Here is a 19,835-nt window from a genome sequence, read left to right as displayed (position 1 = left end):
ATATTAACTCTTAATTTGAAAAAAGAACTTTTTTTTCATGCTTATCAGCAACTTCATTTTTGGAAATATGAATGGCTAAAAATCCGTTTTCTAAGCAGGCTAGCATCTTTTTATAAATGATAGTAGTAGGTAAAGGGATTGTTCGTTGTAAGGAAATGTTTTTATGAAGTATGCATATAGCTAGGCCTGTCTCTAACTTTTTAATGAGTACATTTTGTTCCGTGACATTTTGTACATCTGTTTCCAAAATATATTCTTCTTCGGTTTCGCAAAGATCGATGTGAATTTGATTTGGAAAGCTAAAGTTACTATAAGAATCGGAACAAAATTGATCCATCCATTCTTCGAAACCATCAACATGAAAAAGACAATTCTTCTTTTTCTTGCCCATGTAAGACACCCTCCGTAAAATATCAATTCATATCATGTTATGCATGAATGAATTAGGGGTGAAGAATAAATGGAAAAATATAAACATTGTATGTGGAAAAGATAGCTAGTGTGCACTTTTTGTTTTACATATCATGATGCGCATGATGTTTTTGGCGTGAATGGTTACGGTTTTTTACTTTATGAGATCCGCTTAATGGTTCAGGTTGTCCTTTTTTTTCTTTCGCTTCACGATTGTTTTTTCCCATTGTATATGACACCTCCTCTTTCTTTTTAGAATGAGAGAAGTTGACGATTTTATACGAGAATGTTTTTAGAAAAAAAGGTAAAGATAAAGGGGACTAACAATTATAGAAAGGGGATTATATAATGCCATATCATAAAGATAAGCAACAAGCCTTTCAAGCGGCACAGCAAGGAGTTACACAAGCAGAAAATGCATTTAATAATATTGTGAAAAATGACCCTAACTACGGTCATGATTTAAAAGAGTTACGCCAAGAGGTTCAGGAAGCATATGAACAAATTCAAAATGCACTAGAGGTAGCTTCAGAAACACAACGTCCACAACTTGAGCAATATGAAAATAATCTCCAAAATATAATGCGAAATGTAGATCAATTAGAAAAGTAAATGAGGTTGTTGTCTATTTGACAACCTTGCTGCTTTAGTGAACGTTATGCTAAAACAGAAAATTTTTCTATTAGTTTTTTCTTTGCTATGTGCAGTACATATATTTCAAGTGGAAAAAGTGGAAGCGAAAATGTTGCTCAGAAAAGAGTTAGAACCAACTGGTTATGTAACATGGGAAGTACCTAATAATGAAAAAATTATTGCAATTACATTTGATGATGGGCCAGATCCAACGTATACACCACAAGTTTTAGATTTATTACGTCAATATAAGGCGGAAGCGACATTTTTTATGATTGGATTTCGAGTTCAGCGTAATCCATATTTAGTGAAGCAAGTGTTAAAAGAGGGACATGAAATTGGAAATCATACGATGAATCATTTGTATGCAAGTAATTCGTCAGATGAAAAATTAGAAAATGATATTTTAGATGGAAAGAAATTTTTTGAAAAATGGGTGAAAGAACCTTTGCTATTCCGTCCTCCTGGCGGATATATTAACGATGCTGTATTTAAAACAGCGAAAGAGGCTGGCTATCAAACTGTTCTATGGTCGTGGCATCAAGACCCGCGTGATTGGGCAAATCCAGGGGTTGAATCCATTGTAAATCATGTAGTGAAAAATGCTAAAAGTGGCGATATTGTATTGTTACATGATGGAGGGAATGATCGTAGTCAAACGGTAGCAGCGCTAGCAAAAATTTTACCTGAGCTGAAAAAACAGGGCTATCGATTTGTAACGGTTTCGGAATTACTACGTTATAAACATTAGAAGAAATCCCAAAAGGAAAATAGACCTTTTGGGATTTTTCTTTACTGGTTCTTTTTACGTTTCTTATTATTTTGTCGCTCTGCTGGAGTTAAAGGCTCGTTTGCAAATTCTTCATTGTAACCAGTTCCTTGTCCTTGTGCAGATGCAGCATTCATTCCTGAAATAGTATGATTTGCTTTTCTTTTACCCATTTTATTTCACCTCTATAACATTTTTTGTATGTTGAATGATGAGCAGTTCATAGTATGTATGAACTGTAAGTAAACCGCTGATAGAGCACTTTACTTTATGATAATAGTATTCATAAGGAGCATGAAAGCTATTCAAATTTAGAAACATAAAGAAAACTTATGATAATCTATAAGTTTCTTATTATTTACTTATTTAGAAAGTTGTAATAAGATATTATCGTAAGGTATTGAAAAGTTTGTCTACATTTTATATTCAGACAACTTAGTCACGTTTAACAGGGGGGAAACATAATGGTCAAACATAATCCATTTCAATCACGTGCAACTTTTGAAGTAGATGGAAAAACGTATCATTATTATGATTTGAAAGCGCTTGAAAATGCAGGGGTTGGCAACGTATCTCAATTACCATATTCCGTGAAAGTTTTACTTGAATCAGTACTTCGTCAAGTAGACGGACGTGTAATCACAGAAGAGCATGTTACAAATTTAGCGAAATGGGGAACGAAAGATGTGCAAGATATCGATGTTCCATTTAAACCATCTCGTGTAATTTTACAAGATTTCACTGGTGTTCCAGCTGTTGTTGATTTGGCTTCGCTTCGTAAAGCAATGGCAGACATGGGTGGGGATCCTGACAAAATTAATCCTGAAATTACTGTAGACCTTGTAATTGACCACTCTGTACAGGTTGATAGAGCGGGTACGGCAGACGCGCTTGCATTCAACATGGACTTAGAGTTTAAACGTAATGAAGAACGTTATAAATTTTTAAGCTGGGCACAAAAATCATTTGATAACTACCGTGCAGTTCCACCAGCTACAGGCATTGTACACCAAGTAAACCTTGAATATTTAGCACCAGTTGTTCATGCTGTGAAAAATGCTGAAGGTGACTTAGTTGCATACCCAGATTCATTAGTTGGAACAGACTCACATACAACAATGATTAACGGTATCGGCGTTCTTGGATGGGGCGTTGGTGGTATTGAAGCAGAAGCAGGAATGCTTGGACAGCCTTCATACTTCCCAGTACCTGAAGTAATCGGTGTGAAATTAACTGGCACACTTCCAAGTGGTACTACAGCAACAGACGTTGCATTAAAAGTAACACAAGTATTACGTCAAAAAGGTGTAGTTGGTAAATTTGTTGAGTTCTTCGGTAATGGACTAAAGAGCATGCCTTTAGCTGACCGTGCAACAATTTCAAATATGGCACCAGAATACGGCGCAACTTGTGGATTCTTCCCAATCGATGATATTTCATTAGAATACTTACGTTTAACAGGTAGAGATGAAGAGCAAATTCGTATTGTTGAAGAATACTGTAAAGCGAACGGTTTATTCTATACAGCAGACAGTAAAGATCCAATCTACACTGATCTTGTTGAAATTGATTTAAATACAATCGAATCTAACCTTTCTGGACCGAAACGCCCACAAGATTTAATTCCACTTTCAGATATGAAAGATGCGTTCCAAAAAGCTGTTTTAGCACCAGTTGGAACACAAGGACTTGGATTTAATGAGCAAGAGTTCGATAAAGAAGTGAAGGTTACATTAGAAGATAAAGAAGTAACGATGAAAACAGGTGCAATTGCAATCGCTGCAATTACAAGCTGTACAAATACATCAAACCCATACGTATTAATCGGGGCAGGTCTAGTTGCGAAGAAAGCAATTGAAAAAGGACTTGTAGTACCTGAGTACGTAAAAACATCATTAGCACCAGGATCTAAAGTTGTTACTGAGTACTTAGATAAATCAGGTTTAACAACATATTTAGACCAATTAGGTTTCCAAACAGTTGGTTACGGCTGTACGACTTGTATCGGTAACTCTGGTCCATTAGCGCCAGAATTAGAAGAATCAATCGCAGCAAACGACTTACTAGTAACATCTGTTTTATCTGGTAACCGTAACTTTGAAGGTCGTATTCATCCTCTTGTAAAAGCAAACTACTTAGCATCACCACCACTTGTTGTGGCATATGCACTTGCAGGTACTGTTGATATTGACCTAAAAAATGATGAAATCGGTAAAGATGCAAATGGCAATGCTGTTTACTTCAACGATATTTGGCCATCAGCTAAAGAAATTGAAGATGTAGTTCAAAGTGTTGTTACATCTGAACTGTTCAAGAAAGAATATGCACAAGTATTTAACAGCAATGAGCGTTGGAATGAAATCCAAACTTCAAACGAAGCTTTATATACTTGGGATAATGATTCAACATACATTCAAAACCCACCATTCTTTGAAGGTTTATCTAAAGAGCCAGGTGAAGTTGAAACGTTATCAGGTTTACGCATAGTTGGTAAATTTGGTGATTCTGTAACGACAGACCACATTTCACCAGCAGGTTCAATTGGTAAGCACACACCAGCTGGACGCTACTTATTAGAAAACGGCGTACAACCAGTTGACTTTAACTCTTACGGTTCTCGTCGTGGTAACCATGAAGTTATGATGCGTGGTACATTTGCAAACATCCGTATTAAAAACCAAATCGCACCAGGAACAGAAGGTGGATATACAACATATTGGCCAACTGGTGAAGTAACATCAATCTATGATGCTGCTATGAAATATAAAGAAGATGGAACAGGTCTTCTAGTTGTTGCTGGTAAAGATTACGGTATGGGAAGTTCTCGTGACTGGGCTGCGAAAGGTACTAACTTATTAGGTATTAAAGCAGTAATCGCAGAAAGCTTCGAACGTATTCACCGCAGTAACTTAGTATTAATGGGTGTATTACCACTTCAATTTAAAGATGGCGAAAGTGCTGAAACGTTAGGTCTTGTTGGTAACGAGTCATTTGAAATTCAAATTGACAAAACAGTTAGACCGCGCGATCTTGTAAAAGTAGTTGCAACTGATTTAGATGGCAACGAAAAACAATTTGAAGTAGTAGCTCGTTTCGATAGTGAAGTAGAAATTGACTACTACCGTCACGGTGGTATTCTGCAAATGGTTCTTCGTGAGAAAATCGAAGAGTCAAAAGTGTCAAACTAAATAATTGAAATGAAAAATAAGGAAGCTAACAATAGTTAGCTTCCTTATTTTATGGAAAGGGATGAAACCATATGGTTTCATCCCTTTCTTTTTACTACGAAAAGTGGAGGGAACGTCATGAAAGAATATAAAAGAATATTGTGGCCGTTACGAAAAGAGAAAATATTAGTAATGGCAGCTGTATGTAGTGGGATAATTGCTGCCATTTTAAATTTATCACGCCCAATTTTCATGGGATTAATTGTAGACAATCTTATTCAAAGGGAGCTAAAAGGTGCGTATTTATATATAGCTTTGTTTGCGGGTATTCGCTTTTTAATGTGGACGAACAATCTTTTATTTGGTTATATAAGCTCAAAAGCCAGTCAACGTATATTACAAACGAAACGTATAGAATTATTGCGTCACTATTTCTCATTACCGTTTGAAGAGAGTGAGAAGATTAAGCAAGGGGAGTTAGAAACTTTGGTCGTATCTGATATTCCGAACTGGGTCAGATTATATGGTTCTATATTAATAGAGTATATACACGCTATTGCCCAATTTATTGGAGCTTTCATAGCACTACAACATATAGATATACAGTTTATATTGTGGGTAACTCCGTTTTTATTTTTCAGTGCAATTGTTCCAATACTGATGGGAGAAAAGGTAAGGGATATTGCAAGCATTGCTCAAAAAAATCAATCGAGTGTTGTAGAGATGGTGTCACAGTTTGTAAAGGGTATACAAGATTTACGTAGTGTACAAAAAGAAAAATGGGCCATTCGCTTATTTAAAGGAGTAACGGCACAATCTTATAAATCGGAAGTAAAGAAGACGATGATGCAACATTGCATTGGAGTAGTTGGAACAGTGATTGAAACAGGAGCATATATCGTTGTTCTCATTGTAGGCGCACAAAAAATAATGAAAGGGGAAATGGAAGTTGGTTCACTTGTTGCAGTGTTAGCTACAATTGAAATGCTCTTTTTCCCAGTCTGTTACGTGGGCGATTTATTAATGATGACACAAGTTGCAGTCGCTTCGGCAAATAGAGTTTTTTCCTTTTTAGATAAAAGAGTGGCAGATAGTAATGTAGAAAGAGCGATGGGGATGATAATAACAAATGTTTCATTTCAGGAGAGTGAAGAAGAGAAATGTAGAATTAATAATATTGATTTGCAAATTAATCCTGGTGAATTCGTTATCATTGTCGGAGAAAGTGGTGCAGGAAAAACAACACTTTTAAAATTAATGACAGGTTTGTATAAACCATCTAACGGTAGTGTTGTTTATTATGGTCAAAAGGCTCGAATGACTACAGTGTGGCAAGAACCTCGTTTCTTTCGGACGACAGTAAAAGAGAATATGTATTTCGGGGAAGAGGGTTTAGAAAATCAGTTAGAAAAAAATAGTGAACTTATAAATGCAACGCCGATTATTAGAGGGTTACCTGAAGGGAGTCAAACTGTGCTACATAAAAGCGGTGAAGAGTTTTCAGGAGGCGAAAGAAAACGTCTTGCATTATTACGAGCAATTGGTTCAAATCCGAATCTTATTATTTTAGATGAACCGACTGCGGGGTTAGATCCGAGTAATCAAGAAACTGTTTGGAATATGATTGAAGGACTAGGAAGAGATGTAACGAGAATTGTGGCAACACATGATGTAGAGAAAGTGATACTAGCGGATCGTGTTGTCATAATGAGAGAAGGAAGTATTGTTGCATGTGGAAGTCCTGAAGAATTAATAAATAGTCATTCATTTTGAAAGAGATGTGAATAAAGATAAGAGCAGTGACCTTATCTTTATTCAACATCATTTATTTGATATTGGATAGATTCTGAATGATTTAGATCTACGTTAAAAGTAGCAGTCATAAGGAAAGTTGCAATTCCAAGGATTAAGAAAAGGACGAATGAGACTAGAGAGATGTAAAGACAAATACGCCCTATGTTCTTTTTTTCAAGATCGTTACTAAAGAGTGAAATGATCCATGTAATAATACCGATTGGGTATAAAAGAAAACTAAGAATATATAATGTTATTTTTTCGAATGAATTCATAAAAAATCCCCCTTTTGTTGAAGTTTATATAAGTACGAAAGTAAAAAGGTGAATGGGCCCATAAGAAGATAAACAACACTTCATCTGTTTTTCTAATTATATGATAAAAAGGAAAAAATTACACTTTAAATAAGGATATTCTAATTATTTCGACTCTGAATATTTCCAAGCTTGTCCGTATAAGCTAAAATAAGGTATATAGTATTTTGATGAATGTGTTAAAAGAAGATAATACGTTAGGGTGATATAAAATGTGGCGGAAGCTTACGATTATTGTAGTGTTACTTTGTTTAGCGGGATACGCAGCTTATGAACAGTTTGGTAATAAAGAGCAGGCGGTAAAAGTGAAGCAAGAAAAAAGTGAAGCTGCGATGAAAGAGATTATCGCAAGGAATGGTATTGAAATAGGGAAGAGTGCGCCAGACTTCGAATTAACGAAGTTAGATGGAACGAATGTAAAGCTATCAGATTTAAAAGGAAAGAAAGTGATTTTAAACTTTTGGGCAACGTGGTGTGGACCTTGCCAACAAGAAATGCCGGATATGGAGGCTTTCTATAAAGAACATAAAGAAAACGTAGAAATTTTAGCAATCAACTATACGCCTTCAGAAAAAGGTGGGGGGGAAGAAAAGGTAAGCAATTTTGCTAAAGAAAAAGGAATTACTTTTCCTATTTTATTGGACAAGAACATTGATGTGACAACAGCGTATAAAGTAATTACGATTCCAACTTCGTATTTTATAGATACAAAAGGTGTCATTCAAGATAAGTTTATTGGGCCGATGACGCAAAAAGAGATGGAGAAAAGGGTTGCTAAATTAAAATAATGGTGAAAAGGTAGAGGTGGAGAGTTCCCATTTCTGCCTTTTCTTTTTCAAGTAGTAATAACTTCATGATATGATGTAAGAAATATAATCGTTTAGAGATAAAGGAGTGTATGGAGTGGGGAATGTATCCTTACCGTTAGATTATGTTGTAATTGATTTTGAAACAACAGGATTTAACCCTTATAATGATAAAATTATTCAAGTTGCAGCGGTGAAATATCGTAATCATGAACTGGTAGATCAATTTGTTTCATACGTGAATCCAGAGCGGCCAATTCCGGACCGAATAACGAGTTTAACCGGTATTACCAATTATCGTGTTTCAGATGCACCGACGATTGAAGAGGTATTACCTTTATTTTTAGCATTTTTACATACAAATGTTATTGTGGCCCATAATGCTTCTTTTGATATGCGCTTTTTGAAAAGTAATGTAAATATGCTAGGGCTACCTGAACCTAAAAATAAAGTAATTGATACTGTATTTTTAGCGAAGAAATACATGAAGCAGGCGCCTAATCATAAACTTGAAACGTTAAAGCGAATGCTTGGAATTCGTTTAAGCTCTCATAATGCATTTGACGATTGCATTACGTGTGCTGCTGTTTATCAAAAGTGTGCAGCTATTGAAGAAGAAGGACAGAGAAAAGTAAATAAGGTCTCACTTGATGAAATCGTAGTATACGAAGCGGTGAAAGAAATGCTTGCACGTAATAAACGTAATGTAGAATGGCTACGTTGTATGAATGTAGGAAGTTATTTAGATATAAAAGCTTTTTATCCAGTTATGAGAGTAAAGGTAAAAGGGCGAAAGAAATATATATTAACAGAGATATTAGAAGATGATGTGAAAGAAATATGTACAAGCTTAAAATGTGAACCAGCGTTAAAAAGTGAAGTTGGTAATACGAGAATTATGCTTAATAGCTTAGAGGATGTTATGAAATTAGAAAGTTATATTTTAGAACAGTATGATTTTGTGTTACAGGCGCTTCATGATTATAAAGAAAATGAAATGAATGCAGATGAAAAGTTGAAAGAGTATTTAAATATTATGGTATAAAAAACTCCGTGTACAATATATTGTACACGGAGTTTTTTTAGGAGTACTAAAACATAAAATTTTCTTACAAATCTGATTAAAGAGTTTTTCGTTTGCTCATACTATGTAATAAGAAAGCGAAGGAGAGAGGGTGAACAACATGAGAAGAAGTCGCCGTAAATCGTTTGAAGAACTTGTAAATGAAAATAAACAACAATTATTAAGCGATCGTGATGCAATTGATCGCATTGAAGAGCGCATCGAAAAACGTTATGAAATGAAACTTTTTAAGCAAGCTGAATAATTCTTAACGCTAGTACGATACTAGTGTTAAGGAGGCGATAGTAATGGGTAATCCGAAAAAAAATTCAAAAGACTTTGCACCAAATCATATTGGAACACAATCGAAAAAAGCTGGTGGAAATAAAGGAAAGCAAATGCAAGATCAAACAGGTAAACAACCGATTGTTGATAACGGTTAAAAAGGAGAATGTTATCATTCTTCTTTTTTGTGAGGAAATGAAAGATGAGTTTTTAGCAGTAATATGAAAAAAAGGGCTGACTTTTGTCAGCCCTTTTTCGTAATCGTGAAATTTTCAACGAGTAAACGCCAATTTTGCGGGAATGGTAAACCGATTTTCCAGTAACTAATACCACCTATACCTTGTTCTTTCATTAAATTGAATTTACTTTGAACAGACCGTGAATCTTCAAACCAAACTTCGTGTTGCACGCCGTTTTCATCAAAATAATTAAAATGAGGAGCTTGGGCTGTGAAATCATAACGAATAGGAACATTATATTTACGAGCTAGTGCAACAGCTGCGACAGAGCTAATTGCTTTTGCGGGTGGATTTCCTTGTTTAAATGGAAGCTTCCAATCAAACCCGTATAAATTTTGCCCCATCATAATTTTTTGTGGAGGCATTTGAGATTTTGCATATTGAAGTACTTCTTTCACTGGACCGATAGGAGAAATCGCCATCGGTGGACCGCCTTGCCATCCCCAGTCATATGTCATAATGACGACGAAATCAACAATTTGCCCTTGCGCTTTATAATCGTGAGCTTCGAAAAATTTTCCCTTTTGATTTGAACTTGTTTTCGGTACGAGAGTTGTGCTCAATGTGTACCCGCTAGGTAAGCGTGTTTTTACATTTCGTAAAAAGCGATTATACGCCTCGCGGTCTTCAGGTGCTACACTCTCGAAATCGAAATGAATGTCTCGCATGCCATATTTTTGAGCTGTTTGCAAAATGTTAGTAATAAATTTGTTTTGAATCGTTGCGTCGCGTAAAATAACTGATGTTAGATCGGCACTGAAATTACCATTTTCAATATTTGTAATAACGAGCATAGGGATTGTTTTACCTTGCGTTGCAATATTAGCAATTTTAGCTGTTTCAGTAGGTTCTTTTAATGTGCCATCTCTTTTTGCCTCAAAACTAAAATAGGCTAAGTATGTTAAAAATGGATTGATGGCGCGTGTCGCATTAACTAAACTCTCTTTAATCGGTATAGTTGAAGGTTGTAAATAAGCGATGGATTCTACAGCTCGTTTTGTGCCTTTTGGTACATATAATTGTTGTCCGACATGGAGAATAGATTTTAAAGATAAATTATTAACTTTAGCTAAACTAGCGAGGGGGACATTATATGTTTGAGAAATTCGATATAGGCTGTCACCAGGCTGTACATAATAATTATTTCCTTTCGTATTAACGATAAGTGCCTGACCAACAACGAGCGTTTCAGCTGGATTTAGTCCATTGTCTTTTACTATTTCGTCAGGTGTTGATCCATATTTTGATGCCAAGCTATATACGCAATCACCACTACGAACAGTTACAATTTGAATCATATGCTGGCTCCTTTCAGTAAAAGATTCACTGTTTTTATTTTATTTTTGATGTTACTGTATTATGATTAAATGTATGCAAGGTAGCAGAAGTGAAAGAAGGCGAATACATATGTTTGTAGCAGAACATGAAGTTGAAATCCGTTATGCGGAAACAGATCAAATGGGTGTTGTTTACCATTCAAACTACTTAGTGTGGCTTGAGTTAGGTCGCACGAAACTTATACAAGATTTAGGTTTTTCATATGTTGAAATGGAGAAAGAAGGAATTATTTCTCCTGTGTTAGATTTACAAATTTCATATCGTAAAGCGATGCGTTATGGAGAAAAGGCAATCGTAAAAACATGGGTAGATACTGTGAGCCCGCTTCGCGTTGTATATGGATATGAAATATATAATGGTGATGGTGATCTTTGTATTACTGCAAGTACGACGAATATTTGTGCGAAAAAAGAAGGATTCCGCCCTGTATCATTTAAAAAGTTATATCCTGAGTGGTATGCGAAATATGAGGAAATTAAGAAAAAATAAAAAAGCGTGGCAGAAGCCGCGCTTTTTTATTTTTCATAATTAAATTGTGGGAAGTCGTCACCTTCATTAAGTGTAACAGATAAATTATGTCCATCGAAGAACCATTCATCATCGCCTTCAATAAAGAAGTTAATACCTTCTTCTTGAATTTGAACAGCAGGGTGTGCAGGATCATCTTTACGAATACCTAAAGAAAGTCCTTTTTGCACAGTACTGCAACCACCGTATTGTACGAAAAAGCGTAGTGTTTCATTTGATTGTAAGTTTAATTCAGTTTTATACCATTGTGCTGCTTCTTTTGTTACGGAAAGATTCATGTATAGTTCCTCCAAGTTATGTTGCTTTTTCTTTAGTATAAAAAATAACGCAAAAAGACGCTATTAATATGCTTCACGTTTTCTTTTTGCGTTATGTGGGTTACGATCTTATTTTTGCTTTTTTGAAAAGTTTGCTTTTGGTTCAGTTTTATTTATAATTCGTCCGATATTTGCACGGTGTTTATAAATAACCATACCTGCTAATAAACACATCGCAATAATGAAGATTTTATCCCCGCTAACAATGGATGCAATAACAGCAACAACTGCTGTTACCATAGAAGAAAGTGATACGTATCTTGTTGTAAATAAAAGGGTGAAAAATACAACAGCCAATATTGCAAAAACAACTGGTGAATAGCATAATAGCACCCCAGCAGAAGTTGCAACTGCTTTACCACCACGGAATTTCGCGAAGATCGGGTAGACATGTCCAAGAACAGCCGCTAATCCGAACCATAGTGGGTGAATATCTAATCCGAAAATCATTGGTAGACTTGTTGCTAATGTCCCTTTTAAAATGTCAGCAATTGTAACGGTAAAACCTGCTTTTTTCCCTAATGTACGGAATGTGTTTGTTCCGCCTAGATTACCGCTCCCGTGCTCACGAATATCGATTCCGTAGCCAATTTTTCCAACAACTAGTGCAAATGGAATCGAGCCAAGTAAGTAGGCAACGATAAATAAAAGATATGTAGTAACCATAAGTTCAGTCTCCTTTATTCAAATGTGTTGATAAAGGGTAAAAAGAGTTTTTCCCGTATATTGTACCATACATTTGTAAAGAGCACATTTCTTTTTTGTAAATGAAAAATTCATTATTTCGTGAAAAAAATTTCACAGTAATGTTACATTTCTCGCAGAAACAGCAAGACTATATGTAGTAACATTTTAATCAAAAGACAACAACATATTGGTGGAGGGTTATAAATGTTACAAAATAATACACGTGGAGAAGAATTAATGAAAGTGTTCGAGACGATAGTCCACGGCAATGAACAAGATTTAATGCAAGAAAATGCAAATGTAGACGGCCGCTCTCCAATGGGTGTAATGGGAACGTTCGCATCTGAGAGTGCAAAATATTATGCTGTTGAGAATTTATTGTCAGATCAAGTGAAAAAAGCGATAAATGAAAATATATTATATCCACATGATTTAGATTTTTATGCGACAGGAACGACGACTTGTTCGCAAATTCCGTTAGCGCAAATGCTTGCTAACGGTTTTCATACTGGACATGGACATATGAGACAACCACAAGACATTAAAAGTGCATTGGCTCTTTCGTCTATTATTTTTCAAGCGAATCAAAATATGCAGCATGGCGGTCAATCGTTTGCACTCTTTGATATTGATTTAGCACCTTATGTACGAAAAACAATTGAGAGACATAAAAAACGATTACAATCATATCCGCTTACGAAAGAACAAATAGAAGAATTTGCATGGAAAGAAACGGAAAATGATACGTATCAAGCGTGTGAGGCTTTCGTTCATAATTCGAATAGTATGCATAGTAGGGGCGGAGGACAAGTACCGTTTATTTCTATTAATTACGGAACAGATACGTCAAAAGAAGGAAGAATGTTAATTAAACAACTATTAAAAGCGACACAAGCTGGACTTGGTAAAGGAGAGACACCAATTTTTCCGATTCAAATTTTCAAGATGAAAAAAGGTGTGAATTTTGAAGAAAGTGATCCGAATTACGATTTATTTGAATTAGCATTAGAGACAACTGCAGAGCGATTATTCCCTAACTTTTCATTTTTAGATGCTCCGTTTAATGCAGTGCATTATGATGGAAGACCAGAAAGTGAAGTATGTTACATGGGATGTCGTACCCGTGTTATGTCTAATATACATGGAGAAGAAACAGCGATTGGTAGAGGGAATTTATCATTTACGTCTATCAATTTAGTGAAATTAGCGTTAATTAGTGGTTCAAAAGAAGCATTTTTTGAAGCGCTAAACTACTATTTAGATTTAGGAATTAAGCAGTTATTAGAAAGATTTGCGTATCAATGTACGAAGCGAGCAAGAGATTTTCAGTTTTTATATTCACAAGGTGTATGGCGTGGTGGAGAAGCATTGCAGCCTGAAGACTCCGTAGCTTCGATTTTAAAACAAGGGACGTTAAGTGTTGGTTTTATCGGTCTTGCGGAATGTTTAGTAGCTTTAACAGGAAAGCATCATGGGGAAGATGAAGAATCATGGAAACTTGGGTATGAAATTATTTCCTTTATGAGAGATAGAATGGATAAAGCGACAGAAGAACATCAACTGAATTTCTCGATAATTGCAACTCCAGCAGAAGGATTATCAGGAAAGTTTGTGAAAAAAGATAGAGAAGAATTTGGCGTAATTAGCGGTATAACGAACCATAATTACTATACGAATTCATTCCATATTCCAGTTTATTATAACATTCAAGCGATAAATAAAATCCGTTTAGAAGGCCCGTTTCATGCTCTCTGTAATGGAGGACACATTACGTATATTGAACTAGACGGAGCAGCGATGCATAACAAAAAGGCATTAAAACAAATTGTACAAGCCATGGCAGAACATGGCGTTGGATACGGTTCAATTAATCATCCTGTTGACCGTTGTAAGTGCTGTAGTTATCACGGGGTTATTGGAAATGAATGTCCAAGTTGCGGGAATGAAGATGAGGCTAATATAGAAAGAATTCGCCGTATAACAGGCTATCTTGTAGGAGATATGTCGAAGTGGAATAGCGCGAAACGTAGTGAAGAGATAGATCGGGTGAAACATAAATGAAAGTGATGAATATTATTCATGATAGTGTAGTAGATGGAGAAGGATTGCGGACAGTCGTGTTTTTTGCGGGCTGTCCGCATCGTTGTGTCGGTTGCCATAATCCAAAATCGTGGAATATTTGCAACGGAACGGAAATGACAGTAGAAGAAATTGTGAAAGAGATTGCAAGTAATCCATTAACTGATGTAACATTTTCAGGTGGAGATCCATTTTTTCAAGCTGCTGAAGTGAAAAAGGTAGCAAAAATCGTGAAAGATTTGAAAAAAAACCTATGGATGTATACAGGTTATACGTTAGAAGAGATACAGAGTTCTCAAAATAATGATATGATAGAGTTGTTACATTATGGGGATGTTTTAGTCGATGGAAGGTTTGAAATTGAGAAAAAAGATTTAACACTTCCATTTCGCGGAAGCTCCAATCAACGTATTATTCGATTGAAAGAGTAAAAAGGCGGGATAGATTATATGAATAAAACAGTATTGCTTGTTGAAGATGAAAGAAGATTACGTGAAATTGTTAGTGATTATTTTCGTAATGAAGGCTTTGAAGTAATCGAAGCAGAAGATGGAAAAAAAGCGTTAGAGTTATTTGCAGAGCATGAAATTGATTTAATTATGTTAGATATTATGTTACCGGAAATAGATGGATGGTCTGTTTGTAGACGAATTAGAAAAGAATCAGCAGTACCAATTATTATGTTGACAGCGCGTTCTGATGAGGATGATACATTGCTAGGTTTCGAATTAGGTGCAGACGAGTATGTAACGAAACCATTTAGCCCGAAAGTGTTAGTAGCTCGTGCAAAGACGTTATTGAAACGTGCGGATGGTGCGGTAGGTATAGCGGAAGAAAATGCTATGTCTTTAGCTGGAATTGAAGTGAATCGTCTATCTAGAACTGTTTTAGTAGATGGAGAAGAAATTATATTGACACATAAAGAATTTGAACTTCTCGTTTATTTAATGGAGAACAAAGGAATCGTTTTATCACGTCAACATTTATTAGACCAGTTATGGGGATATGACTATTACGGTGATGACCGAACAGTTGATACTCATATTAAAAAACTTCGAAATAAGTTGGGAGATAAAGCGAAGCATATCGGTACTGTTATTCGAGTTGGTTATAAATTTGAAGAATAATCTAGAACGATTTGTGTAATTTAGCCTAGGGAAATGGCAATTTTATACTCTCTTTTGAAGGTAGAATGTACAAAAAATACTTTTCTTGTCTACAATGTTAGATAGGAGTATTTTTTTAATTGGATTTCACGATGAGTTCACAAGAAGGACACAAAACGTGACTATACTGAAAATACGAATTCACCAGAGAGGGGAAATAAAACATGGGATATTACGACGGACCAAATTTAAATGAAGAGCATAGTGAAACGAGAGAAGTGAGAAAATCAGGTAGTAAAAAAGGCTATTTCTTCACAGGTTTAGTGGGAGCTGTAGTCGGAGCGGTTTCGATTAGTTTTGCAGCACCATATATGCCATGGGCTCAAAATAATGGAGCACCAGTATCATCATTTAGTTCGGATTCAAAAGTAGAAGGTACTGTAGTTCCTGTTGTAAATAAAGCGAAAAATGAAACTGATTTACCTGGTATGATTGAAGGAGCGAAAGACGTTGTTGTAGGTGTTATTAATATGCAGCAAAGTGTTGATCCATTTGCAATGCAACCGACAGGTCAAGAACAACAAGCTGGTTCAGGATCAGGTGTTATTTATAAAAAAGCAGGAAATAAAGCATATATTGTAACAAACAACCACGTAGTAGATGGTGCAAATAAACTTGCTGTAAAACTAAGTGATGGTAAAAAGGTAGATGCAAAGTTAGTAGGGAAAGATCCTTGGTTAGATTTAGCTGTTGTTGAAATTGACGGCTCTAATGTGAATAAAGTTGCAACTTTAGGTGACTCAAGTAAAATCCGTGCAGGTGAAAAAGCAATTGCAATCGGTAACCCACTAGGATTTGATGGAAGTGTAACGGAAGGCATTATTAGTAGTAAAGAACGTGAAATTCCAGTTGATATTGATGGCGATAAACGACCAGATTGGCAAGCACAAGTTATTCAAACAGATGCAGCGATTAACCCCGGTAATAGTGGTGGTGCATTATTTAACCAAAATGGTGAAATAATTGGGATTAATTCAAGTAAAATTGCACAGCAAGAAGTTGAAGGAATTGGATTTGCTATTCCAATTAATATCGCAAAGCCAGTTATTGAATCACTTGAAAAAGACGGAGTAGTAAAACGTCCAGCTCTTGGAGTAGGTGTCGTTTCGTTAGAAGATGTGCAAGCTTATGCAGTCAATCAATTGAAAGTACCGAAAGAAGTAACGAATGGTGTTGTATTAGGTAAAATTTACCCAATATCACCGGCAGAAAAAGCTGGTTTAGAGCAATATGATATTGTAGTAGCATTAGATGATCAAAAAGTAGAAAACTCACTTCAATTCCGTAAATATTTATATGAAAAGAAAAAAGTAGGCGAGAAAGTAGAAGTTACATTCTACCGTAACGGTCAAAAAATGACGAAATCGGCTACTTTAGCAGATAATTCAGCTACAAAGAATCAATAATCGAAATAAAAGAAAGTCTCTTTCATATTGAAAGAGACTTTCTTTATCGGCTATACTAAAGGAATAGGAGGGATTAATTATGACAATTGAAAACCCAACTCGTACGGAAATTGGTGAAGTGTTAAAGAGAAGCAAAACAATTGCGGTTGTTGGATTATCAGATAAGCCAGAACGTACATCGTATATGGTTTCAAAAGCAATGCAAGATGCTGGATACCGTATTATTCCAGTTAATCCAACAGTAGATGAGGTGCTTGGAGAAAAGGCAGTTTCTTCACTAAAGGATATTAAGGAACACGTTGACATAGTAAATGTATTTCGTCGCTCAGAGTTTTTAATGGATGTTGCAAAAGAATTTGTAGAGATTGATGCAGATGTTTTTTGGGCACAATTAGGAGTACAAGATGAAGATACATATAAACTTTTAAAAGAAAAAGACTATACTGTAATAATGGATCGTTGTATTAAAGTAGAACATGCGATGACAAAATAGTATAGATTTAAAAGTAGAAAGATTGATTCAGCTCTCATTATAGATAAGTAGGGCCGATGAACGAGGTGTTCATCATGAGATTTTTTAAAGGCTGTTTTTGGGGATTGTTATTTGTAATCCCATTTTGGATCTTGATCATTTGGATCATAATAAAGGTTTGGAATGTGTAATCTTGGAATACATATCCATTTCTCGTTGACAAACGATTATTTTTCTGAAATAGTAGCCTAGAGGAATCCTTGTGAGAAAACAAGGATTTTTCTATTGAAGATGGTATATAAAAGAGATAAGATAACTTGCCAAAACTATAGTCGAGGCGTTATTCTATAATAGAAACATATGTTCTGATTTTGGATTAGGAAAGGGGCAAGGAGTTTGGCGAAGCATCAGTTCCAATATAATGAAGATGCGATTCAAGTGTTAGAAGGACTTGAAGCCGTTCGAAAACGCCCGGGTATGTATATCGGGAGTACGGATAGCCGTGGATTGCATCATTTAGTATATGAAATAGTAGATAACTCCGTTGACGAAGCGTTAGCGGGATTTGGCGACGAAATTTCAGTCGTAATACATAAAGATAATAGTATTAGCGTTATAGATAAAGGGCGAGGAATGCCTACGGGAATGCATAAACTTGGGAAACCTACACCTGAAGTTATTTTAACTGTACTTCATGCAGGTGGTAAGTTTGGTCAAGGTGGCTATAAAACGAGTGGTGGTTTACACGGTGTTGGGGCATCAGTTGTAAACGCTTTGTCAGAATGGTTAGTAGTAACAATTAAACGTGATGGTAACATTTATGAACAACGCTTTGAAAATGGTGGCGTTCCTGCAACGACGTTAGAGAAAATCGGGAAAACAAAAGAGTCTGGTACGACAATGCACTTCAAACCAGATACAACGATTTTCAGCACGACAAATTACAATTATGAAACATTATGTGAGAGATTACGTGAATCTGCATTCTTATTAAAAGGAATGAAAATCTCGATAAAAGACGAACGTAATGATTTAGAAGATATATTTCATTATGAAACAGGAATCGAAGCTTTCGTTTCATATTTAAACGAAGAAAAAGATTCAATTCACCCGGTTGTATATTTCACTGGTGAACAAAACGGGATTGAAGCAGAACTAGCATTCCAGTTTAATGATGGTTACTCAGAAAATATTCTTTCGTTTGTAAATAACGTACGTACAAAAGATGGTGGAACACACGAAGCTGGATTTAAAACAGCAATGACGCGTGTGTTCAATGAGTATGCTCGTAAAGTTTCATTATTAAAAGAAAAAGATAAAAATTTAGAAGGTACAGATATTCGTGAAGGTGTAGCGGCTATCGTTTCTGTACGTGTACCAGAAGAAGTACTTCAGTTTGAAGGACAAACGAAAGGGAAACTTGGTACAAGTGAAGCTCGTTCTTCTATTGATGCCATTGTATCAGAGCATTTAGCTTACTTTTTAGAGGAAAACCCGGATGTAGCTACACTTCTTGTGAGAAAGGCAGTTAAAGCAGCGCAAGCACGTGAGGCTGCTCGTAAAGCGAGAGAAGAAGCACGTAGTGGTAAGAAGAAGAAAAAATCAGAAGGTACGTTAAGCGGGAAGTTAACACCTGCACAATCACGTAATCCTCAGAAAAACGAATTGTATTTAGTAGAGGGTGACTCTGCTGGTGGTTCAGCGAAACAAGGACGAGACCGTCGTTTCCAGGCCGTATTACCATTACGTGGTAAAGTAATTAATACAGAGAAAGCAAAGCTTGCTGATATCTTTAAAAATGAAGAGATTAATACAATCATTTATGCGATTGGCGGCGGTGTAGGAAATGAATTTGATGTTGAAGATATTAACTACGATAAAGTTGTAATTATGACCGATGCCGATACGGATGGAGCTCATATTCAAGTATTGTTATTAACGTTCTTCTACAGATATATGAAGCCACTTATCGAAGCGGGTAAAGTGTTTATCGCACTCCCTCCTTTATACAAAGTAAGTAAAGGAAAAGGTAAGAGTGAAGTAATTGAATACGCTTGGTCAGATGAGGAATTAGACGGTGTAACGAAAAAAGTTGGAAAAGGCTATATGTTACAACGTTATAAAGGGCTTGGTGAAATGAATGCGGATCAATTATGGGAAACAACAATGAATCCTGAAACGCGTACATTAATTCGCGTGAAAATTGATGATGCAGCAAGAGCAGAGCGTCGCGTTACAACATTAATGGGCGATAAAGTAGAACCGCGCCGTAAATGGATTGAACGTAATGTACAGTTTGGTATGCAAGAAGAAGGAAATATTTTAGAAAATGAAATGATTATGGAGACGGAGGTGGAATAA

The 19,835-nt window shown here is 35.8% G+C and carries 22 protein-coding genes; 15 read left to right on the top strand and 7 right to left on the bottom strand.

Annotation, left to right across the window (positions count from 1 at the left end):
• Nucleotides 1-10: 10 nt before the first annotated feature.
• Both ACO6VI_RS23475 and ACO6VI_RS23470 read right to left on the bottom strand, forming a co-directional pair.
• Nucleotides 11-391 (bottom strand): Hsp20/alpha crystallin family protein, encoded by a 381-nt coding sequence (locus ACO6VI_RS23475; RefSeq protein ID WP_000516758.1) that lies wholly within the window; start codon nt 389-391, stop codon nt 11-13.
• Between the two features lie 124 nt (nt 392-515).
• The gene (locus tag ACO6VI_RS23470; RefSeq protein ID WP_000517649.1) at nt 516-638 is read right to left on the bottom strand and encodes a small acid-soluble spore protein P; all 123 of its coding nucleotides are present in this window, start codon (nt 636-638) and stop codon (nt 516-518) included.
• A gap of 121 nt (nt 639-759) precedes the next feature.
• On the opposite strand from ACO6VI_RS23470, the gene ACO6VI_RS23465 reads away from it, so the two are divergent.
• Both ACO6VI_RS23465 and pdaB read left to right on the top strand, forming a co-directional pair.
• Nucleotides 760-1,023: a hypothetical protein gene (locus tag ACO6VI_RS23465; protein WP_001146295.1), complete on the top strand. Its 264-nt coding sequence runs from the start codon at nt 760-762 to the stop codon at nt 1,021-1,023.
• Nucleotides 1,024-1,069: 46 nt separating this feature from the next.
• Nucleotides 1,070-1,795: a polysaccharide deacetylase family sporulation protein PdaB gene (gene pdaB / locus ACO6VI_RS23460; RefSeq protein WP_061665781.1), complete on the top strand. Its 726-nt coding sequence runs from the start codon at nt 1,070-1,072 to the stop codon at nt 1,793-1,795.
• Nucleotides 1,796-1,836: 41 nt separating this feature from the next.
• Here pdaB and sspO read toward each other — a convergent pair whose 3' ends face one another.
• Nucleotides 1,837-1,986 (bottom strand): acid-soluble spore protein SspO, encoded by a 150-nt coding sequence (gene sspO, locus ACO6VI_RS23455; protein ID WP_000518057.1) that lies wholly within the window; start codon nt 1,984-1,986, stop codon nt 1,837-1,839.
• A gap of 291 nt (nt 1,987-2,277) precedes the next feature.
• Between sspO and acnA the strand changes: the two genes are divergently transcribed.
• Entirely contained in the window at nt 2,278-5,001 is a 2,724-nt protein-coding gene (gene acnA, locus ACO6VI_RS23450; protein ID WP_063548333.1) for an aconitate hydratase AcnA, read from the top strand.
• Nucleotides 5,002-5,118: 117 nt separating this feature from the next.
• On the top strand, nt 5,119-6,753 hold the full coding sequence (locus ACO6VI_RS23445) for an ABC transporter ATP-binding protein (RefSeq protein ID WP_063548331.1): 1,635 nt from the start codon (nt 5,119-5,121) through the stop codon (nt 6,751-6,753).
• 38 nt (nt 6,754-6,791) lie between these two features.
• On the opposite strand, the gene ACO6VI_RS23440 is transcribed toward ACO6VI_RS23445, so the two are convergent.
• The gene (locus ACO6VI_RS23440; RefSeq protein ID WP_016123225.1) at nt 6,792-7,049 is read right to left on the bottom strand and encodes a hypothetical protein; all 258 of its coding nucleotides are present in this window, start codon (nt 7,047-7,049) and stop codon (nt 6,792-6,794) included.
• Between the two features lie 251 nt (nt 7,050-7,300).
• Between ACO6VI_RS23440 and ACO6VI_RS23435 the strand changes: the two genes are divergently transcribed.
• From ACO6VI_RS23435 to sspN, 4 genes are all read left to right on the top strand, one after another.
• A complete protein-coding gene (locus ACO6VI_RS23435; RefSeq protein ID WP_000269083.1) occupies nt 7,301-7,876 on the top strand; it encodes a redoxin domain-containing protein in 576 nt (191 codons plus the stop codon).
• 115 nt (nt 7,877-7,991) lie between these two features.
• Nucleotides 7,992-8,939 carry a 3'-5' exonuclease gene (locus ACO6VI_RS23430; protein ID WP_063548329.1) on the top strand — a complete coding sequence of 316 codons (948 nt, stop codon included), beginning with the start codon at nt 7,992-7,994 and terminating at the stop codon, nt 8,937-8,939.
• Nucleotides 8,940-9,078: 139 nt separating this feature from the next.
• Complete coding sequence (locus ACO6VI_RS23425; RefSeq protein ID WP_001254699.1) at nt 9,079-9,222, top strand: FbpB family small basic protein; 144 nt, start codon at nt 9,079-9,081, stop codon at nt 9,220-9,222.
• A 43-nt stretch (nt 9,223-9,265) separates the two neighbouring features.
• Nucleotides 9,266-9,400, top strand: a complete 135-nt coding sequence (gene sspN, locus ACO6VI_RS23420; protein ID WP_000527987.1) for an acid-soluble spore protein SspN — start codon at nt 9,266-9,268, stop codon at nt 9,398-9,400.
• 86 nt (nt 9,401-9,486) lie between these two features.
• Here sspN and ACO6VI_RS23415 read toward each other — a convergent pair whose 3' ends face one another.
• Entirely contained in the window at nt 9,487-10,779 is a 1,293-nt protein-coding gene (locus ACO6VI_RS23415) for a glycosyl hydrolase family 18 protein (protein WP_422424206.1), read from the bottom strand.
• 109 nt (nt 10,780-10,888) lie between these two features.
• On the opposite strand from ACO6VI_RS23415, the gene ACO6VI_RS23410 reads away from it, so the two are divergent.
• Nucleotides 10,889-11,308, top strand: a complete 420-nt coding sequence (locus ACO6VI_RS23410) for an acyl-CoA thioesterase (protein WP_000495808.1) — start codon at nt 10,889-10,891, stop codon at nt 11,306-11,308.
• 26 nt (nt 11,309-11,334) lie between these two features.
• On the opposite strand, the gene ACO6VI_RS23405 is transcribed toward ACO6VI_RS23410, so the two are convergent.
• Nucleotides 11,335-11,625, bottom strand: coding sequence for a HesB/YadR/YfhF family protein (locus ACO6VI_RS23405; protein ID WP_001054455.1), 291 nt, complete (start codon nt 11,623-11,625; stop codon nt 11,335-11,337).
• 108 nt (nt 11,626-11,733) lie between these two features.
• Entirely contained in the window at nt 11,734-12,330 is a 597-nt protein-coding gene (gene plsY / locus ACO6VI_RS23400) for a glycerol-3-phosphate 1-O-acyltransferase PlsY (protein WP_000258974.1), read from the bottom strand.
• Nucleotides 12,331-12,555: 225 nt separating this feature from the next.
• On the opposite strand from plsY, the gene ACO6VI_RS23395 reads away from it, so the two are divergent.
• The 6 genes from ACO6VI_RS23395 to parE all read left to right on the top strand — a co-directional run bounded on the left by ACO6VI_RS23395 (nt 12,556) and on the right by parE (nt 19,835).
• Nucleotides 12,556-14,412 carry an anaerobic ribonucleoside triphosphate reductase gene (locus ACO6VI_RS23395; protein ID WP_000940082.1) on the top strand — a complete coding sequence of 619 codons (1,857 nt, stop codon included), beginning with the start codon at nt 12,556-12,558 and terminating at the stop codon, nt 14,410-14,412.
• Nucleotides 14,409-14,861 (top strand): anaerobic ribonucleoside-triphosphate reductase activating protein, encoded by a 453-nt coding sequence (nrdG, locus tag ACO6VI_RS23390; protein WP_000867078.1) that lies wholly within the window; start codon nt 14,409-14,411, stop codon nt 14,859-14,861. The genes ACO6VI_RS23395 and nrdG overlap by 4 nt, the downstream gene beginning before the upstream one ends.
• An 18-nt stretch (nt 14,862-14,879) precedes the next feature.
• Complete coding sequence (locus ACO6VI_RS23385) at nt 14,880-15,557, top strand: response regulator transcription factor (RefSeq protein WP_063548327.1); 678 nt, start codon at nt 14,880-14,882, stop codon at nt 15,555-15,557.
• A 203-nt stretch (nt 15,558-15,760) separates the two neighbouring features.
• Nucleotides 15,761-17,002, top strand: coding sequence for a S1C family serine protease (locus ACO6VI_RS23380; protein ID WP_000542643.1), 1,242 nt, complete (start codon nt 15,761-15,763; stop codon nt 17,000-17,002).
• A gap of 79 nt (nt 17,003-17,081) precedes the next feature.
• Nucleotides 17,082-17,495 (top strand): CoA-binding protein, encoded by a 414-nt coding sequence (locus ACO6VI_RS23375; RefSeq protein WP_000151397.1) that lies wholly within the window; start codon nt 17,082-17,084, stop codon nt 17,493-17,495.
• A 375-nt stretch (nt 17,496-17,870) separates the two neighbouring features.
• Nucleotides 17,871-19,835: a DNA topoisomerase IV subunit B gene (gene parE, locus ACO6VI_RS23370; protein WP_001062197.1), complete on the top strand. Its 1,965-nt coding sequence runs from the start codon at nt 17,871-17,873 to the stop codon at nt 19,833-19,835.

It is taken from the genome of Bacillus sp. PSXD-155 (assembly GCF_049310765.1).
Taxonomy (GTDB): domain Bacteria; phylum Bacillota; class Bacilli; order Bacillales; family Bacillaceae_G; genus Bacillus_A; species Bacillus_A cereus.
Note: the sequence above shows the minus strand (reverse complement) of the source record. Positions and strands in the feature narration are given on the sequence as shown.

Excerpts from the sequence above, each read along its gene's own strand:
- sspN (WP_000527987.1), top strand. The coding sequence starts at position 9,266 with ATGGGTAATCCGAAAAAAAATTCAAAAGACTTTGCACCAAATCATATT.
- plsY (WP_000258974.1), bottom strand. The coding sequence starts at position 12,330 with ATGGTTACTACATATCTTTTATTTATCGTTGCCTACTTACTTGGCTCG.
- nrdG (WP_000867078.1), top strand. The coding sequence starts at position 14,409 with ATGAAAGTGATGAATATTATTCATGATAGTGTAGTAGATGGAGAAGGA.
- ACO6VI_RS23475 (WP_000516758.1), bottom strand. The coding sequence starts at position 391 with ATGGGCAAGAAAAAGAAGAATTGTCTTTTTCATGTTGATGGTTTCGAA.
- ACO6VI_RS23470 (WP_000517649.1), bottom strand. The coding sequence starts at position 638 with ATGGGAAAAAACAATCGTGAAGCGAAAGAAAAAAAAGGACAACCTGAA.
- ACO6VI_RS23440 (WP_016123225.1), bottom strand. The coding sequence starts at position 7,049 with ATGAATTCATTCGAAAAAATAACATTATATATTCTTAGTTTTCTTTTA.
- acnA (WP_063548333.1), top strand. The coding sequence starts at position 2,278 with ATGGTCAAACATAATCCATTTCAATCACGTGCAACTTTTGAAGTAGAT.
- ACO6VI_RS23465 (WP_001146295.1), top strand. The coding sequence starts at position 760 with ATGCCATATCATAAAGATAAGCAACAAGCCTTTCAAGCGGCACAGCAA.
- ACO6VI_RS23410 (WP_000495808.1), top strand. The coding sequence starts at position 10,889 with ATGTTTGTAGCAGAACATGAAGTTGAAATCCGTTATGCGGAAACAGAT.
- ACO6VI_RS23380 (WP_000542643.1), top strand. The coding sequence starts at position 15,761 with ATGGGATATTACGACGGACCAAATTTAAATGAAGAGCATAGTGAAACG.
- ACO6VI_RS23375 (WP_000151397.1), top strand. The coding sequence starts at position 17,082 with ATGACAATTGAAAACCCAACTCGTACGGAAATTGGTGAAGTGTTAAAG.
- ACO6VI_RS23445 (WP_063548331.1), top strand. The coding sequence starts at position 5,119 with ATGAAAGAATATAAAAGAATATTGTGGCCGTTACGAAAAGAGAAAATA.
- pdaB (WP_061665781.1), top strand. The coding sequence starts at position 1,070 with ATGCTAAAACAGAAAATTTTTCTATTAGTTTTTTCTTTGCTATGTGCA.
- ACO6VI_RS23425 (WP_001254699.1), top strand. The coding sequence starts at position 9,079 with ATGAGAAGAAGTCGCCGTAAATCGTTTGAAGAACTTGTAAATGAAAAT.
- ACO6VI_RS23395 (WP_000940082.1), top strand. The coding sequence starts at position 12,556 with ATGTTACAAAATAATACACGTGGAGAAGAATTAATGAAAGTGTTCGAG.
- ACO6VI_RS23385 (WP_063548327.1), top strand. The coding sequence starts at position 14,880 with ATGAATAAAACAGTATTGCTTGTTGAAGATGAAAGAAGATTACGTGAA.
- ACO6VI_RS23415 (WP_422424206.1), bottom strand. The coding sequence starts at position 10,779 with ATGATTCAAATTGTAACTGTTCGTAGTGGTGATTGCGTATATAGCTTG.
- ACO6VI_RS23435 (WP_000269083.1), top strand. The coding sequence starts at position 7,301 with ATGTGGCGGAAGCTTACGATTATTGTAGTGTTACTTTGTTTAGCGGGA.
- ACO6VI_RS23405 (WP_001054455.1), bottom strand. The coding sequence starts at position 11,625 with ATGAATCTTTCCGTAACAAAAGAAGCAGCACAATGGTATAAAACTGAA.
- sspO (WP_000518057.1), bottom strand. The coding sequence starts at position 1,986 with ATGGGTAAAAGAAAAGCAAATCATACTATTTCAGGAATGAATGCTGCA.